This window comes from Streptomyces sp. TOM-9, assembly GCF_056858595.1.
Genome location: NZ_JBXEQB010000001.1, coordinates 5,704,858 through 5,718,454 on the forward strand (window position 1 = coordinate 5,704,858; position 13,597 = coordinate 5,718,454).

Sequence of the window (13,597 nt, forward strand, 5' to 3'; positions counted from 1 at the left end):
CTGACATGACGAGTGGTTCCACCGAATCCACCGCCTTCCGCAGTGCCCTTGAGGTGATCAGGGGTGTCGAGCCGCGCGTGGCCGATGCCATCGGCCAGGAGATCGAGGACCAGCGTGCCTCGCTCAAGCTCATCGCCAGTGAGAACTACGCCTCCCCGGCCGTGCTGCTGACCATGGGCAACTGGTTCAGCGACAAGTACGCCGAGGGCACGGTCGGGCGCCGCTTCTACGCCGGCTGCCGCAACGTCGACACCGTCGAGGCGCTCGCCGCCGAGCACGCGCGTGAGGTCTTCGGCGCCCAGCACGCCTACGCCCAGCCGCACTCCGGCATCGACGCCAACCTCGTCGCCTTCTGGGCCGTGCTCGCCGCCCGGGTCGAGGCGCCCGCGCTGGAGCGGGCCGGGGCCCGCCAGGTCAACGACCTGAGCGAGGAGGACTGGGCGCGGCTGCGCCACGAGCTCGGCGACCAGCGCATGCTCGGCATGTCCCTGGACGCGGGCGGCCACCTCACGCACGGCTTCCGGCCCAACATCTCGGGGAAGATGTTCGACCAGCGCAGCTATGGCACCGACCCCGCCACGGGCCTGCTGGACTACGAGGCCCTGCGCAAGACCGCCCGCGAGTTCCGGCCGCTGATCATCGTGGCGGGCTATTCGGCCTACCCGCGGCTGGTGAACTTCCGGATCATGCGGGAGATCGCCGACGAGGTGGGCGCCACGCTGATGGTCGACATGGCGCACTTCGCGGGCCTGGTCGCCGGCAAGGTCCTCACCGGTGACTTCGACCCCGTGCCGCACGCGCAGATCGTCACCACCACCACGCACAAGTCGCTGCGCGGCCCGCGCGGCGGCATGGTGCTGTGCGACTCCTCGCTCGCCGAGCAGGTCGACCGCGGTTGCCCCATGGTGCTCGGCGGCCCGCTGCCGCACGTGATGGCCGCCAAGGCGGTGGCCCTGGCGGAGGCCCGCCGCCCCGAATTCCACACCTACGCGCGGCGCATCGTGGACAACTCCCGGGCCCTGGCCGAGGGGCTGCTGCGGCGCGGTGCCACGCTGGTGACCGGCGGCACGGACAACCACCTCGTCCTGATCGACGTCGAGTCCTCCTACGGGATCACCGGCCGGCAGGCCGAGGCCGCACTGCTGGACTCGGGCATCGTCACCAACCGCAACTCCATCCCCCAGGACCCCAACGGGGCCTGGTACACCTCCGGCATCCGCATCGGCACCCCCGCGCTGACCACGCGCGGCCTCGGCACGGGTGAGATGGACGAGATCGCCGGGCTGATCGACCGGGTGCTCACGGCCACGACGGCGGGCGTCACCTCGGCCGGCAAGCCCTCCAAGGCGCAGCACGTGCTGGACGCGAAGGTCTCCGACGAGATCGCGCAGCGCGCGGCGGACCTGCTGGCCGGCTTCCCGCTCTACCCCGGGATCGACCTGAGCTGACCCGCCCGCGCGGGGTGCGTGCCGGCGTGGCCCGCACCCCCGTCGCGTCAGGCGTCGACGAGCTCCTGCCGGGGCCCCTCCCCGGGCGTGTGCCGGGATATCCGGCGCAGGACGAGGAAGGTGCCGGCGCCACCGACGAGCAGGCCGACGCCGAGCCCGGGCAGGGACAGCCACCAGCCGTCCGCTCCGCCGCCGTCCCCGGCCGCCGTGGCCTGCGGGGCGGTGGCGGGGTCATCCGGTGCGGCCGCCGCGGTCTCCTGGACGGACGTGGCGCCGTCCGGGCCGAGCGGGTAGTCCGGGGCGCTGATGCCGAGGCCCTTGTCGGACCCCATGAGGCCCAGCCGGCCGAGCAGGCGGTCGAGCTTCTCCGGCTGCGCCGCCTTGTGCCACACACCCTGCTCCGGCAGACCCGTGTCTGTCACCGTGCGGGTGTGGACCCAGGCACCGCCGGGACCGTCCGGGTACACGTAGTCCACCTTCCAGACCGACACGTCGTGGATCAGCCACGTCAGGGTGACCTGACGGTGGTGGTCGTTCATCACGTCCGACAGCGAGTCCGGCGGACCCTCCTTCGGGCCGTTCCCGATGGACTGGTCCAGTTCCTGGTAGTCGGGTGAACTGGCGTAGATGCCCGCGGCCTTGCCGCTGCCCGGAGCGACCAGCATCACGCTGGTCGGCCCGCCCGCGGCCGCCGGGCCCGACCCGCCGACCACGGCGGCGAGCGCCGTGACGGTGACTCCGGCCCAGCTGACGATCCTTCTGATCCGCATCCGGTCCCCCTCTCGCTCGGTCCTGCCCCTGTTACACCGCCCGAGCGCGTGAGGTTCCCTCGGCGACGACCGCGGTTCCTATCCGGTGAGGGGCTCGCCGAGTCCGGTGTCCTGGTCGGGGAGCCCGAGGTCGGTGGGGCCCAGGAGCAGGGCGCCGGTGGTGGTCAGTCCCTCGGCGGTGCCGCGAAGACTCCAGACCGCTCCTCTGCCGGAATCGGCCTCCGGTGCGGAGACGACGAGGTCGGCCTTGCCGTCCTTGTCGATGTCGGTGAGGGCCGTCGCGGAGCCGAAGAGAGCGCCGACGCCGGGGGCGTCCCGCGCGAGGGACCGGGCGCTGGTGGTGGTGATGCCCTTCGCCGATCCCCGGAGCACGGTGACGCCGGTGGCGAGGTCGGCGTATCCGTCGCCGTCGATGTCGCCGAGCGCCACCGCGGAGCCGAACGCGACATCGGATGGGGACGAACCCTTGGCCGAGCCGGGAACACCGGGACTCTTCCGGTCGAGGTCCTGGTCGGGGCGGCCCTTGCCGAATCCCTTCGGACTGCCGTACACGATGGTCACGCAGCCGCTGCCGCCCCAGCCCCCGGTGGCATTGCCGACGGCGAGGTCGCCGTACCCGTCCCCGTTGACGTCACCTATGGCCTGGGATTCCCCCTCCACGAACCTGTTCCCGCTCCTCAGCATCCGGCCCTCGGGCAGGCCTTCCGAGGATCCCGCGTAGAAGACGTTGCTGGAGCCTCCGCCAGGCGAGTCGGTCAGGTAGGTGCGCACCACCAGGTCACTGGTGCCGTCCCCGTTGAGATCCCCCGCGGAGGCGCCCCACACATCGTCGTAGCTGGCGGCGAACTTGCGCCCGTACGGTTCGCGCACGGCGCCGGTCCGGGGGATGCCGGCCTCGTAGACCCAGATGCGCTGTCTCTCCAGCGCGTAATCGGCGGTGACGACGGCGAGTTCCGGCGTGTGGTCACCGTTGAAGTCGCCGATGGCCAGGCCCTGGCCGAAGTAGGTGAGGTGGTCCTTGTCCACGGGATCGCCTGCGGGCCGGGGCACGGCCGTGCCGCCGGTGAGGCCTTGGGCGCCACCCCACACGACGGTCACCCTGGAGAAGGGCAAACGGGCGGCGACGACGAGGTCGGTGTAACCGTCGCGGTCCAGGTCCCCGGCCGTCGTCCGGTAGCCGAAGGCTCCATTGGCGCGAGGGGCGCCGGGGATGCCCGCGGTGGATTCGGTGAGGACCGTGCGGTGCGCGGCGTCCAGCCCTCGTGCGCCGCCGTAGGTCACCACGATCGCACCGGCGTCCTTCTTGCCGCCGACGGTGGTGCCGGTAGCGCTGATGGCGATGTCCCCGTATCCGTCGCCGTTGAAGTCGGTGAGCGGCTCGGCGAACTTCCCCTTCGGTGTGGGGGCGGAGTGCGGTTCGGGTGCCATGCCGCAGTTCGCGAGGGAGCCGAGCAGCAGTGCGGCGGAGAGCGTCGCTGTCGTGACCTGACGGATGTGCGGACGCAACCGGATCCTCCTGTGCCTCGTGTCTCACCGCTGTGACCGACGGAGCGCCGGGATGGTTGTGGCGCCGGCGCGGGCGGCGTCCGCGGGGGGCACCGACCTGCACCGTCCCGCGGGACAGGGAGGGCGTCACCCCGTGAAGAATTCGCCGAGTGCCGCATCTTCTCCGGGGAACCCGGAACCGGCCGGATCGAGGCGCACGAAACCCGAGGCCGGCAGACCCCCGGAAGTGCCGCGCAGACTCCAGACCGCGCCTGCGCCGGAGTCGGCCCCGGGCGCGGACACGAGGAGCTCGGCCCTGCCGTTCCGGTCGATGTCGGTGAGGGCCACCGCGGAGCCGAACAGGTCCTCCTCACCGGCAGAGGAGCCGTCGGCGGGTTGCCGGAACGTCAGGGACTCACGGGTGACGAGGCCCTTCGCCGAGCCGCGGAGCACCACGACGGAGCCGGGCTGCGTGGCCGAGCCCCAGGTCTCCTCGGGCACGTCGCCGATGGCGAGGTCGGCGTAGCCGTCCCCGTCGGCGTCCCCCAGGGCGACCGCGGCGCCGAAGCCGCGCGGGTGGTGTGTGGACGGGACGGTGCTTTTCCGCTCGCCGAGCGTGCGCGGCTCGATGACCTGGTCGGCATGGCCCTTCCCGAAGCCCTTCGGACTGCCGTAGGTGACGGTCACGCGACCTCTCGTGTCGTACCCGCCGTTGCTGTGCCCCACGGCGAGATCCCCGTAGCCGTCTCCGTCGACGTCGCCGACGGCCTGTGCGTCCCCCTCCATGTTCTTGAGGAGCCGGCCCCGGGCCAGACCGCTCGCCGACCCGGGGTAGAAGACGTTGAACGAACCTCCGCCGGGAGCGTCGGTCATGTGGGTGGCGAGTACCAGGTCGGTCGTACCGTCCCCGTTGAGGTCGGCCGCGGAAAGCCCGTGGACGGCGGAGTAGGCCCGGTAGACGACCTTGCGTTCGTAGGGAGCCCGGTCGGCGCCCGCCCGGGTGAACCCCTCGTAGATCCAGATGTGCTCCCGCTCCATCCCGAAATCGGAGGTGCCGACGGCGAGTTCCGGCTGCGTGTCGCCGTTGAAGTCGCCGATGGCCAGGCCCTCGCCGAAGTAGGTGAGGTGGTCCTCGTCCACGGGATCGCCTGCGGGCCGGGGCACGGCCGTGCCGCCGGTGAGGCCTTTGGCGCCGCCCCATACGACGGTCACCCTGGGCGTGGGCCAACGGGAGGCCACGACGAGGTCGGTGTAACCGTCGCGGTCCAGGTCCCCGGCCGTCGTCCGGTAGCCGAAGGCGCCCCGGACCCGGGGTACGCCGGGCACGCCAGGGCTGTCCGGGGTCAGCACGGTGCGGTGTGCCCGGTCCAGGCCGTGCGGACCTCCGTAGGCGATCACGACCGCACCGGCTTTCTTCTTGCCGCCGACGGTGGTGCCGGTGGCGCTGATGGCGACGTCGGCGTATCCGTCGCCGTTGAAGTCGGTGCGCGAGGGGAGGAACGGCCCCTTGGCCGGCCGTGCCCGGGGGGCCGGGGCGCAGTCGGTGAGGGTCCCCAGGAGCAGGACGCCCGAGAGCGCTGCCACGGTGATCCTCCGTGCCCTGAGCCGCATCGTGGTTCCCCTTCATCCGTTCCGGCGTCGCAGTCATGACCGGTGCCGGCCCGCATAGGTTGTGCCGGAGCGGCCCGGGCCGCGTGCTCCGCTCAGGACGCCGGGGACGCCGGGGACGCCGACGGCCGGGCGGACTTCGCGACGGTGACCGCGCGTGCCAGGTCCGGGACGCCCTCCAGGCGTAGCGTCGTCTGCCCGCGCTGCCAGACCAGGGTGGGTCCGGCCGTCCGGGGAGGCTCGCGGCGGGCACGGCCGTCGGGGTCGACGAGCCGGACGTAGTGGGGCTCGGCGAACCACACCCCGTAGTCGTTCCCGCTGCCCAGATCGACCCATTCGACCGCGTCGCCGACCGTCTTGAGGAAGACCACGTCGATCGTGGCCCGGAACTGGTCGAGTCGTACCGTGCGCCCGTCCACCCGCCAGCTCATCGAAAGCACCCGCCCCCCGTCGACCACCGACACCCCGTCCGGTTCGCCCAGCTCGGCCGGCACGTACGCCCCGTCCAGCGGCGCGTCACCCCGCACCGGCGGCGGGGCGCCCGTGCCCGGGCGGGCGGAGGGGTCCCGGTGCACGACGACGCCGCCGAAGCCGAACCAGTCCGCGACCGCGGCCCGCACCGGCGGGGTGAGTACGAGCACCACCAGCAGCCCGCACAGCGCCGCTGTCAGGGCACGCCAGCGCGCGGCGGCCCACGCGCGCGCCCGGGCGCCGCGGCCGGGGGCGGGGGCGCGGGCGGTCACGACGGGGGCCGGCACCGCCTCGGCCAGCAGCCGGGCCAGCACCTGCTCGGCGACGGAGTCGGGCGACGGCGCCGGGATCTCCAGCCGCCGGCCCACCTCGCGCAGCTCCTCCGGGAGACGGTCGGTCATGGGCGCCGCCCCCCGTCGTCGCACGGGCTGGACAGCACCGGCTCGCCGAGCCCCGCCCGCAGCCGGGCCAGGGCCCGGTGCAGCCGGGACTTCACCGTGCCACGCGGCCAGCCGAGCACCGTCGCCGTCTCCTCCTCGTCCAGGTCCAGCAGATAGCGGCAGGTGACCACCATCCGGTGCGGCTCGCTCAGCGCCCGCACGGCGGACAGCAGCTCCGCCCGGCGTTCCCGCGACACCGCCAGCGACTCCGGGTCGTCCTCCGCGAGGGGCAGGGCCTCCAGCGCGGCGTTGCGCTCCACCGCCGACCGCAGACGGCGCGCCGCCCGCCCGGCGTTCCTCGCCTCGTTGGCGACGATTCGCAGCAGCCACGGCCGGAAGGCGGCCCCCTCCTGGAAGGTCGCGAGCGCGCGGTACGCCTTGACGAACGAGACCTGCACCACGTCCTCCGCGTCGGCGCCCGCGCCGAGCAGCACGGCGGTGCGGTGCGCGACGTCCGCGTGCGGGCGCACCAGCTCCGCGTACGCCTCCCGCTCACCGGCGCGTACGCGCGCGATCACCGCCGCCTCCCCCTCCGTGGCGGACCCCCTCCCGTCGCCGGCGCCGCCCCCGTGCGGCTCCCGTCACCCCTACTACACCGCTGCCCGCCCCCGGGTTCCCACCGCGGCCGTGGAATCCGCGCGGACCTGAGAGAATGAGTGCCATGGCTCTCGATCGTCCCCGTGTGCTCTCCGGCATCCAGCCCACCGCAGGTTCGTTCCACCTGGGCAACTACCTGGGCGCGGTCCGCCAGTGGGTGGCCCTGCAGGAGTCCCACGACGCCTTCTACATGGTCGTCGACCTCCATGCGATCACCGTGCCGCAGGACCCGGCCGAGCTGCGCGCCAACACCCGGCTCGCCGCCGCCCAGCTGCTGGCCGCCGGGCTCGACCCCGAGCGCTGCACCCTGTTCGTCCAGAGCCACGTCCCCGAACACGCGCAGCTCGGCTGGGTGTTCAACTGCCTCACCGGCTTCGGCGAGGCGTCCCGCATGACGCAGTTCAAGGACAAGTCCGCCAAGCAGGGCGCGGACCGGGCCACCGTCGGCCTGTTCACGTACCCGATCCTGCAGGTCGCGGACATCCTGCTGTACCAGGCGAACGCCGTCCCGGTCGGCGAGGACCAGCGCCAGCACATCGAGCTCACCCGCGACCTCGCGGAGCGCTTCAACGGCCGGTTCGGCGAGACCTTCACCATCCCCGGCGCCTACATCGTCAAGGAGACGGCGAAGATCTACGACCTGCAGGAACCGCTGTCGAAGATGAGCAAGTCGGCGGCGTCCCCGAAGGGCCTGATCAACCTCCTCGACGAGCCCAAGACCTCGGCGAAGAAGATCAAGAGCGCGGTCACCGACACCGACACCGTGATCCGCTACGACGAGCAGGAGAAGCCGGGCGTCAGCAACCTGCTGACCATCTACTCCACCCTCACCGGCACCGGTATCCCGGAACTCGAGCAGAAGTACGAGGGCAAGGGCTACGGTGCGCTCAAGACCGACCTCGCGGAGGTCTTCGTGGAATGGGTCACGCCCTTCCGCGAGCGCACCCAGGAGTACCTGGGCGACCCGGAGACGCTGGACTCGGTCCTCGCGAAGGGCGCCGAGAAGGCCCGGTCCGTCGCCGCGGAGACCCTGGCGAAGGCGTACGAGAGGATCGGCTTCCTGCCCGCGAAGCACTGACGGCTCCTTCCGCGCCCGTGGACGCCCGGAAAGAGGGGCCTTAGGTCCCGCGCAGGTGTGACGGACGACGCTCGCGCGGGAGGCCGCGCGCGCGTCACACTGGCAGCTGACGCAGTGGTGTCGTACGGCGTGCGTACGATGCCGCGAACCGACCCGGGGAAGGGGTGAACACGTGGGAAACCGCATGATCGGCGTGTCGATCGCGGTCCCCGAGCCTTACGGCAGCCTGCTGCAGCAGCGCCGCGCCGGCTACGGAGACCCGCTGGCGTACTGCATCCCGACCCACGTCACGCTGCTCCCGCCCACCGAGGTGGACACGGCGCTGCTCCCGGCCTTCCGGGAGCACCTCGCCGAGGTCGCCGCCACCGGCCGTGCCTTCCCCATGCGGCTGGAGGGCACGGCCAGCTTCCGGCCGGTCACCCCGGTCGTCTACGTCGAGCTGGTCCAGGGCGGCCGCGACTGCGCCGACCTGCAGGAGCGCGTCCGCTCCGGCCCGGTCCGGCGCGAGCTCCAGTTCCCGTACCACCCGCACGTCACCATCGGCCACGGCATCCCCGACGAGGCGCTGGACCGCGCCGAGACGGAGCTGTCCGACTTCGTCGCCACCTGGACCGTCAGCTGCTTCTCGCTGTACGAGCAGGACGACGAGGGCGTCTGGCGCAGTGTGCGGGACTACCCCTTCGGCGGCACCGGGCATCCCCTCGTGCCGCACCAGCCCGGTGCGTGCGAGCCGCTCAGCCCGGCTCCCGCGGGAGGCCCACCGCACACGTGAGCACGCCGGGCGGAGCCGCGCGCGACCGCCCGCCTACGCTGCCGCCATGCACCCCACACTCGCCGCGGACCGCGCACACCTCCCCGAACTCCTCCAAGCGGTAAGGGACCTGGCCGTCCGTGAGCTGGCCGCGGTCGACGACCGCCCGGCCGCCCGCCCCGGGCCCGCACCCGAGCCGCAGCCCCTCCCCGTCACCGGGACCGGCGCCGACGGTGCGCTCGCGCTCTTCGAGCGGCGCTGGGCACCCGGTTTCTCGGGCAGCGCCGGCCCGCGCTACCTGGGCTTCGTGACCGGGGGAGCGACCCCCGCCGCCGTCGCGGGGGACTGGCTCACCGGTACCTACGACCAGAACGTCTCGGCGGGCGGCGACTCGTCCGCCGCCGCCCTGGAACGCGAGACCGTCGGCTGGCTCCGCGCGATGCTCGGCCTCGGCGCGGAGCACAGCGGCGCCTTCGTCACCGGCGCGACCGTCTCCAACACCGTGGGCCTGGCCGTGGCGCGCGAGTGGCTCGGCGAACGGCGGGGGCTGTCCGTGTCCCGCGACGGGCTGGCCGCGCTCGGCCCGGTGACGGTGCTGTCCGGCACCCCGCACTCCAGCATCGGCAAGGCCCTGTCCGTGCTCGGCCTCGGCCGGTCGTCCCTGACCCGCGTACCGGTGCTGCCCGGCGGCCGTGAGGCGGTGGACGTCGACCGCCTCGCCGCGGCCCTGGAGTCGCTGGAGGGGCGTCCGGCCGTCGTGGTCGCCAACGCGGGCACCGTCAACACCGTCGACTTCGACGACCTGCGCGCGATCGCCGCCCTGAAGGAGCGCCACGACTTCTGGTTCCACGTCGACGCCGCGTTCGGCGGCTTCGCCGCGCTGTCACCCGCGTACGCGCACCTCGCCGAGGGCATCGACGCCGCGGACTCCGTCTGCGTCGACCTCCACAAGTGGCTGAACGTGCCCTACGACGCCGCCGTCCAGTTCACCCGCCGCCAGGACCTCCAGGTCCGGGTCTTCCACAACGACTCGCCCTACCTGGGCCTGCCGTCCCTCCCCGACCCGGACTTCCTCCACCTCACCCCCGAGAACTCGCGCCGGCTGCGGGCCCTCGCCGCGTGGTTCTCCCTCACCGCCTACGGCAGCGAGGGCCACCGCGAGGTCGTCGAACGCAACGCCGCCTGCGCCCGGCGCCTCGGCGAGCGCATCGAGACCGACCCCCGTCTGCGGCTGCTGGCCCCCGTGCGGCTCAACGTCGTCTGCTTCACCCTGGCCGACGACCCCACGCCCGAGCGCGTCGACGCGCTCGTCCGCGCCGTCGCCGCCTCCGGGGAGGCCTTCCTCACCCCGACGGTCCTCCACGGCGTGCCCGCCGTGCGGGCGGCCTTCAGCAACTGGCGTACATCCGAGGCCGACACGGACCGTGTCCTGGACGCGATCACCACCGCGACGGCGACCGCCACCTAGAGTGCACGTCGTGACGGAGGGTAGGCGCGCGGTATGGAATGGCTGACTCGGCTCCCAGTGATCGGACCGTGGATCGCGCGGCTCATGCGCACCCACGCCTGGCGCACGTACGAACATCTGGAGGACGTGCACTGGACGCGGCTCGCCGCCGCCATCACCTTCGTCAGCTTCGTCGCGCTCTTCCCGCTGCTGACCGTCGGTGCCGCCGTCGGCGCGGCCCTGCTGTCCCCCGGCCGGCTGAAGGAACTGGAGGACAAGCTGGCCGAGCAGGTCCCCGGCATCGCCGACCAGCTCAACATCGGCGGGCTCGTCGACAACGCGGGCACGGTGGGCACCATCGCCGCCGTCCTGCTGGTCGTCACCGGCGTCAGCTGGGTCGGCGCCCTGCGCGACTGCCTCAGGGCGGTCTGGCACAAGGACGACGAGCCCGAGAACCCCTTCGTCCAGAAGCTCAAGGACTTCGGCGTCCTGGTCGGCCTGGGTGTCGTCGCCCTGCTCTCCGTCGCCTGCTCGGCCCTCGCCGGGACGGCCGTCGGCCGTCTCGGCGACGCCATCGGCCTCGATGAACACGGCCCCGGGCGGGCCCTGTTGTCGGTGGCGGGCTTCTGCATCGCCGTCCTCGTGGACCTGCTGATCCTCGCCTACCTGCTCACCCTGCTGCCCGGGGTCACCCCGAACCGCCGCGACGTCGTCGTGGCGAGCCTCATCGGCGCGATCGGCTTCGAGGTGCTGAAGCTGCTCATCAGCGGCTACCTGCAGAGCGTGGCCACCAAGAGCATGTACGGGGCTTTCGGGGTGCCCATCGCGCTGCTGCTGTGGATCAACTTCACGGCGAAGCTGCTGCTGTACTGCGCGGCCTGGACGGCCACCCCGCACAGCGCCGAACCGGCCGCCGCCCGCCAGGACGCGCCGGGTGGGCCGGGCGGGCCGGAGCACGCGCGGCCCGAGACCGCCTGACGGTGCGGAAGGGCCCGGCCGTCAGTAGGCCGGCGTCGCCGGCCAGGCGCCCCGGCGCGCCAGGTCCACGACGACGGCGGCGATGTTCCACGCGTCGTCCTCGCCGCGGTGGTGGCGGCCTTCGAGGGGCAGCCCGACGAGCCGGAGCGCCTCCGCCATGCCGGGGCGTTTGGTCAGGCGGTGGGCCTGGGTGAAGAGCGTCTTGACGTTGATGTGCCGGCCACCGAAGGGGTACGTCGTATCGGTCGCCCGGCACTGGCGGTTGAACTGGTGACGGTCGTAGTCGCCCCAGCTCGCCCACGCCCGCGACCCCGCCCGGTGCTCGACGGCGAGCAGCTTGCACGCGTCCGCGAAGTCCAGGCCCGAGTCCACCTCGGCCTGCGTCAGGCCGGTCAGTTGCGTGCAGAAGGGGCTCACGGCGGAGCGCGCGGGCCGTACGAGGACGCGGTGGCGGGCGACGCGCTCGCCCGCGACGAGGTCCACGACGGTCAGCCCGATCTCGATGATCTCGCTCACCGAGCCTTGCGGCGGCTCGCCGTCCCAGCACGTCGCCTCGACGTCGATGACGTTCAGGAGTCCCAGGTCACTGTCCATGGCGCGAACCCTACGTCGAGATCAGGCCACTGGTCACTACTGTTTGCGGATGGTTTTGTCACTCTGAGTTCGAACCAGACCGTTTTACCGATGCCGTACGGCCGAGGTTGAACGTTCCAGGCGTCGGCGAGCAACTCCACGAGCGCCAGCCCGCGTCCCGACTCGTCCGTTGCCGACGCCCGCCGCGGTACGGGCGGGTCGTCGCCGGCGTCGCAGACCTCCACCCGCAGGGTCCCCGAGACCAGGGCGGCGCGAGCGGCGATCCGCCGGTCCGGTGGGACCCGCGCGTGGCGGACGGCGTTGCCCATCAACTCGCTGAGCAGCAGGACCGCGGTGTCCGTCGCCTCGGCGCCGAGGCCCCACGCGAGGGCCAGTTCCCGCAGCCGGGCCCGCGCCCGCCCGACGCTGCGCGGGTGGCGCGAAAACCACCACTCGGCAGGGGGAGTTGTCTCGTCCATGGCTCAAAAGTGCAGGTCGCAGCGTACCGTCGGGAGTAGCGGCGCGAGTACGGAGGGTGGTTGTACCCGAGTGGCCAGTGACGTGTCCCCGCCCCCGATGGCGTGGCGGTACTGCGGCAACCAGGTCAAGCTCTGGCGCGAACACGCCGGCGTCACGCGCGAGCAACTGGCCGACGAGGCGGGGTACGGCTACGAGACCGTCAAGTCGATGGAGCAGGGGCGCCGCCGCCCGACGCAGCGGCTGCTCCAGATCGCCGACGGGCTGTGCGCGGCACAGGGCAAACTCACGGCGGCGGAGGCGTTCCTCAAACCCGAGCGGTTCCTGTCGTACGCCCGGGACTTCATGCGCTACGAGGCCGAGGCGATCGCGCTGAACACGTACGAGCCCCAGTTCATCCCGGGGTTGCTCCAGACCGAGGAGACCGCGCTCGCGCTGTTCCGCGCCCACTGGCCCCCGTTGGACGACGAGACCATCGAGGAGCGCGTGGCCGCACGGATGGCACGACAGGCCCTACCGGACAAGCAGACAAGGGCGTTCAGCTTCACGATCGGGGAAGCGGCGCTGCGGTACCCCGTGGGCGGTGGGGAGGCGCACGTCCGGCAGTTGGAGCGCCTGCTGGAGGCCGGGGCCCGCCGCAACGTGGACATCCAGGCGATGCCCTTCGGCGGGGCGCATCCGGGCCTCAACGGCCCCTTCGTCCTGCTGGAGACAGCGGAACACCTCCACCTCGCCTACGTCGAGGGGCACGAGACCGGTGTGCTGCACTCGGACTCGGAGAAGGTCAGCATCATCGCCCAGCGGCATGCCATGATCCTCCGGCGGGCCCTTGGCCCGGAGGAGTCGGAAGCGTACATCGGGAAACTCGCGGAGGAGCTGCGGCCATGACCGGCGAGCTGACGTGGTTCAGGTCCACCCACAGCGACACCGGCGGAGGCAACTGCGTCGAGGTCGCGTTCGGCCCCTGCGTGGTCCTGGTGCGGGACTCCAAGGACCGGGCCGGGGACCGGCTGGCGTTCACGCCCGGAGCGTGGGCGGACTTCGTGGCGTACGCGGTCACGCGCGGCGCAGACGACGCCAGGCGATGACGCCCATCAGTGCTGCGATGACGATGGGCGTGGCCGCGTTCTCGCCGTCGAAGTAGACGACCTGGAAGGTGAACGCGCCGGCCATCAGGCCGATGAAGGCCACTGCCGCGATCCCGGCCAGGCGCGGGACGACGAGGCCGATGGCACCGGCGAGTTCGAGGGCACCGATGAGGTACATGAACCAGTTGCCGTAGCCGATGGTGTCGAAACTCCCGGCGGCCGAGGAGTGCGCGATGAGCTTCGGCGTGGCACTGGCGAGCGCGAAGAACAGGGCGAGCAGGATCTGCAGCGCCCACACGGCCGTGTTCGCCCGGCCGCGGTCGCGGGACGGGGCGGTCGTGGCGGTGGCGGTCATCGTGGTCTCCTCCGGTGTCGGGTGTACGCGG

15 protein-coding genes are annotated in these 13,597 nt (G+C 72.5%); 7 read left to right on the forward strand and 8 right to left on the reverse strand.

All coding sequences use genetic code 11. The annotated features are described in order from the left end of the window. The first annotated feature begins 5 nt into the window (after positions 1 to 5). Entirely contained in the window at positions 6 to 1,448 is a 1,443-nt protein-coding gene (locus tag AC1VWI_RS26695) for a glycine hydroxymethyltransferase (protein ID WP_499513534.1), read from the forward strand. 47 nt (positions 1,449 to 1,495) lie between these two features. Here the strand turns inward: AC1VWI_RS26695 and AC1VWI_RS26700 are convergent, their stop codons facing one another. The 5 genes from AC1VWI_RS26700 to AC1VWI_RS26720 form a co-directional block, all read right to left on the reverse strand. After that, the gene (locus AC1VWI_RS26700) at positions 1,496 to 2,218 is read right to left on the reverse strand and encodes a hypothetical protein (protein WP_499513535.1); all 723 of its coding nucleotides are present in this window, start codon (positions 2,216 to 2,218) and stop codon (positions 1,496 to 1,498) included. Between the two features lie 78 nt (positions 2,219 to 2,296). Next, entirely contained in the window at positions 2,297 to 3,724 is a 1,428-nt protein-coding gene (locus AC1VWI_RS26705) for an FG-GAP and VCBS repeat-containing protein (RefSeq protein ID WP_499513536.1), read from the reverse strand. A gap of 126 nt (positions 3,725 to 3,850) precedes the next feature. Next, positions 3,851 to 5,287: an FG-GAP-like repeat-containing protein gene (locus tag AC1VWI_RS26710; protein ID WP_499513537.1), complete on the reverse strand. Its 1,437-nt coding sequence runs from the start codon at positions 5,285 to 5,287 to the stop codon at positions 3,851 to 3,853. A gap of 119 nt (positions 5,288 to 5,406) precedes the next feature. After that, on the reverse strand, positions 5,407 to 6,183 hold the full coding sequence (locus AC1VWI_RS26715; RefSeq protein ID WP_499513538.1) for a hypothetical protein: 777 nt from the start codon (positions 6,181 to 6,183) through the stop codon (positions 5,407 to 5,409). Next, positions 6,180 to 6,740 carry an RNA polymerase sigma factor gene (locus AC1VWI_RS26720; RefSeq protein ID WP_499513539.1) on the reverse strand — a complete coding sequence of 187 codons (561 nt, stop codon included), beginning with the start codon at positions 6,738 to 6,740 and terminating at the stop codon, positions 6,180 to 6,182. Before AC1VWI_RS26720 ends, AC1VWI_RS26715 begins: the two co-directional genes overlap by 4 nt. Positions 6,741 to 6,883: 143 nt before the next feature. Here AC1VWI_RS26720 and trpS point away from each other — a divergent pair, with 143 nt between their 5' ends. The 4 genes from trpS to AC1VWI_RS26740 all read left to right on the forward strand — a co-directional run bounded on the left by trpS (position 6,884) and on the right by AC1VWI_RS26740 (position 11,073). Then, positions 6,884 to 7,897, forward strand: coding sequence for a tryptophan--tRNA ligase (trpS, locus tag AC1VWI_RS26725; protein ID WP_499513540.1), 1,014 nt, complete (start codon positions 6,884 to 6,886; stop codon positions 7,895 to 7,897). 172 nt (positions 7,898 to 8,069) lie between these two features. Next, on the forward strand, positions 8,070 to 8,669 hold the full coding sequence (locus AC1VWI_RS26730; protein WP_499513541.1) for a 2'-5' RNA ligase family protein: 600 nt from the start codon (positions 8,070 to 8,072) through the stop codon (positions 8,667 to 8,669). A 46-nt stretch (positions 8,670 to 8,715) separates the two neighbouring features. Beyond that, positions 8,716 to 10,116: a pyridoxal phosphate-dependent decarboxylase family protein gene (locus AC1VWI_RS26735; RefSeq protein WP_499513542.1), complete on the forward strand. Its 1,401-nt coding sequence runs from the start codon at positions 8,716 to 8,718 to the stop codon at positions 10,114 to 10,116. Between the two features lie 33 nt (positions 10,117 to 10,149). Then, positions 10,150 to 11,073, forward strand: a complete 924-nt coding sequence (locus AC1VWI_RS26740; RefSeq protein WP_499513543.1) for a YihY/virulence factor BrkB family protein — start codon at positions 10,150 to 10,152, stop codon at positions 11,071 to 11,073. A gap of 21 nt (positions 11,074 to 11,094) precedes the next feature. Here the strand turns inward: AC1VWI_RS26740 and AC1VWI_RS26745 are convergent, their stop codons facing one another. Both AC1VWI_RS26745 and AC1VWI_RS26750 read right to left on the reverse strand, forming a co-directional pair. Further along, the gene (locus tag AC1VWI_RS26745; RefSeq protein WP_499513544.1) at positions 11,095 to 11,667 is read right to left on the reverse strand and encodes a 3'-5' exonuclease; all 573 of its coding nucleotides are present in this window, start codon (positions 11,665 to 11,667) and stop codon (positions 11,095 to 11,097) included. Further along, positions 11,643 to 12,125, reverse strand: a complete 483-nt coding sequence (locus AC1VWI_RS26750; protein ID WP_499513545.1) for an ATP-binding protein — start codon at positions 12,123 to 12,125, stop codon at positions 11,643 to 11,645. Before AC1VWI_RS26750 ends, AC1VWI_RS26745 begins: the two co-directional genes overlap by 25 nt. A 70-nt stretch (positions 12,126 to 12,195) precedes the next feature. On the opposite strand from AC1VWI_RS26750, the gene AC1VWI_RS26755 reads away from it, so the two are divergent. Both AC1VWI_RS26755 and AC1VWI_RS26760 read left to right on the forward strand, forming a co-directional pair. Then, positions 12,196 to 13,011: a helix-turn-helix domain-containing protein gene (locus AC1VWI_RS26755; protein ID WP_499513546.1), complete on the forward strand. Its 816-nt coding sequence runs from the start codon at positions 12,196 to 12,198 to the stop codon at positions 13,009 to 13,011. Continuing rightward, positions 13,008 to 13,211 (forward strand): DUF397 domain-containing protein, encoded by a 204-nt coding sequence (locus tag AC1VWI_RS26760; RefSeq protein ID WP_499513547.1) that lies wholly within the window; start codon positions 13,008 to 13,010, stop codon positions 13,209 to 13,211. Before AC1VWI_RS26755 ends, AC1VWI_RS26760 begins: the two co-directional genes overlap by 4 nt. On the opposite strand, the gene AC1VWI_RS26765 is transcribed toward AC1VWI_RS26760, so the two are convergent. Further along, on the reverse strand, positions 13,180 to 13,566 hold the full coding sequence (locus AC1VWI_RS26765; RefSeq protein ID WP_499513548.1) for a DoxX family protein: 387 nt from the start codon (positions 13,564 to 13,566) through the stop codon (positions 13,180 to 13,182). The genes AC1VWI_RS26760 and AC1VWI_RS26765 overlap by 32 nt on opposite strands. Positions 13,567 to 13,597: the final 31 nt, after the last annotated feature.

What these genes read in the sequence shown, in the direction of transcription:
- trpS (WP_499513540.1), top strand. Translation starts at nt 6,884, where the DNA reads ATGGCTCTCGATCGTCCCCGTGTGCTCTCCGGCATCCAGCCCACCGCA.
- AC1VWI_RS26740 (WP_499513543.1), top strand. Translation starts at nt 10,150, where the DNA reads ATGGAATGGCTGACTCGGCTCCCAGTGATCGGACCGTGGATCGCGCGG.
- AC1VWI_RS26765 (WP_499513548.1), bottom strand. Translation starts at nt 13,566, where the DNA reads ATGACCGCCACCGCCACGACCGCCCCGTCCCGCGACCGCGGCCGGGCG.
- AC1VWI_RS26700 (WP_499513535.1), bottom strand. Translation starts at nt 2,218, where the DNA reads ATGCGGATCAGAAGGATCGTCAGCTGGGCCGGAGTCACCGTCACGGCG.
- AC1VWI_RS26750 (WP_499513545.1), bottom strand. Translation starts at nt 12,125, where the DNA reads ATGGACGAGACAACTCCCCCTGCCGAGTGGTGGTTTTCGCGCCACCCG.
- AC1VWI_RS26715 (WP_499513538.1), bottom strand. Translation starts at nt 6,183, where the DNA reads ATGACCGACCGTCTCCCGGAGGAGCTGCGCGAGGTGGGCCGGCGGCTG.
- AC1VWI_RS26760 (WP_499513547.1), top strand. Translation starts at nt 13,008, where the DNA reads ATGACCGGCGAGCTGACGTGGTTCAGGTCCACCCACAGCGACACCGGC.
- AC1VWI_RS26745 (WP_499513544.1), bottom strand. Translation starts at nt 11,667, where the DNA reads ATGGACAGTGACCTGGGACTCCTGAACGTCATCGACGTCGAGGCGACG.
- AC1VWI_RS26695 (WP_499513534.1), top strand. Translation starts at nt 6, where the DNA reads ATGACGAGTGGTTCCACCGAATCCACCGCCTTCCGCAGTGCCCTTGAG.
- AC1VWI_RS26735 (WP_499513542.1), top strand. Translation starts at nt 8,716, where the DNA reads ATGCACCCCACACTCGCCGCGGACCGCGCACACCTCCCCGAACTCCTC.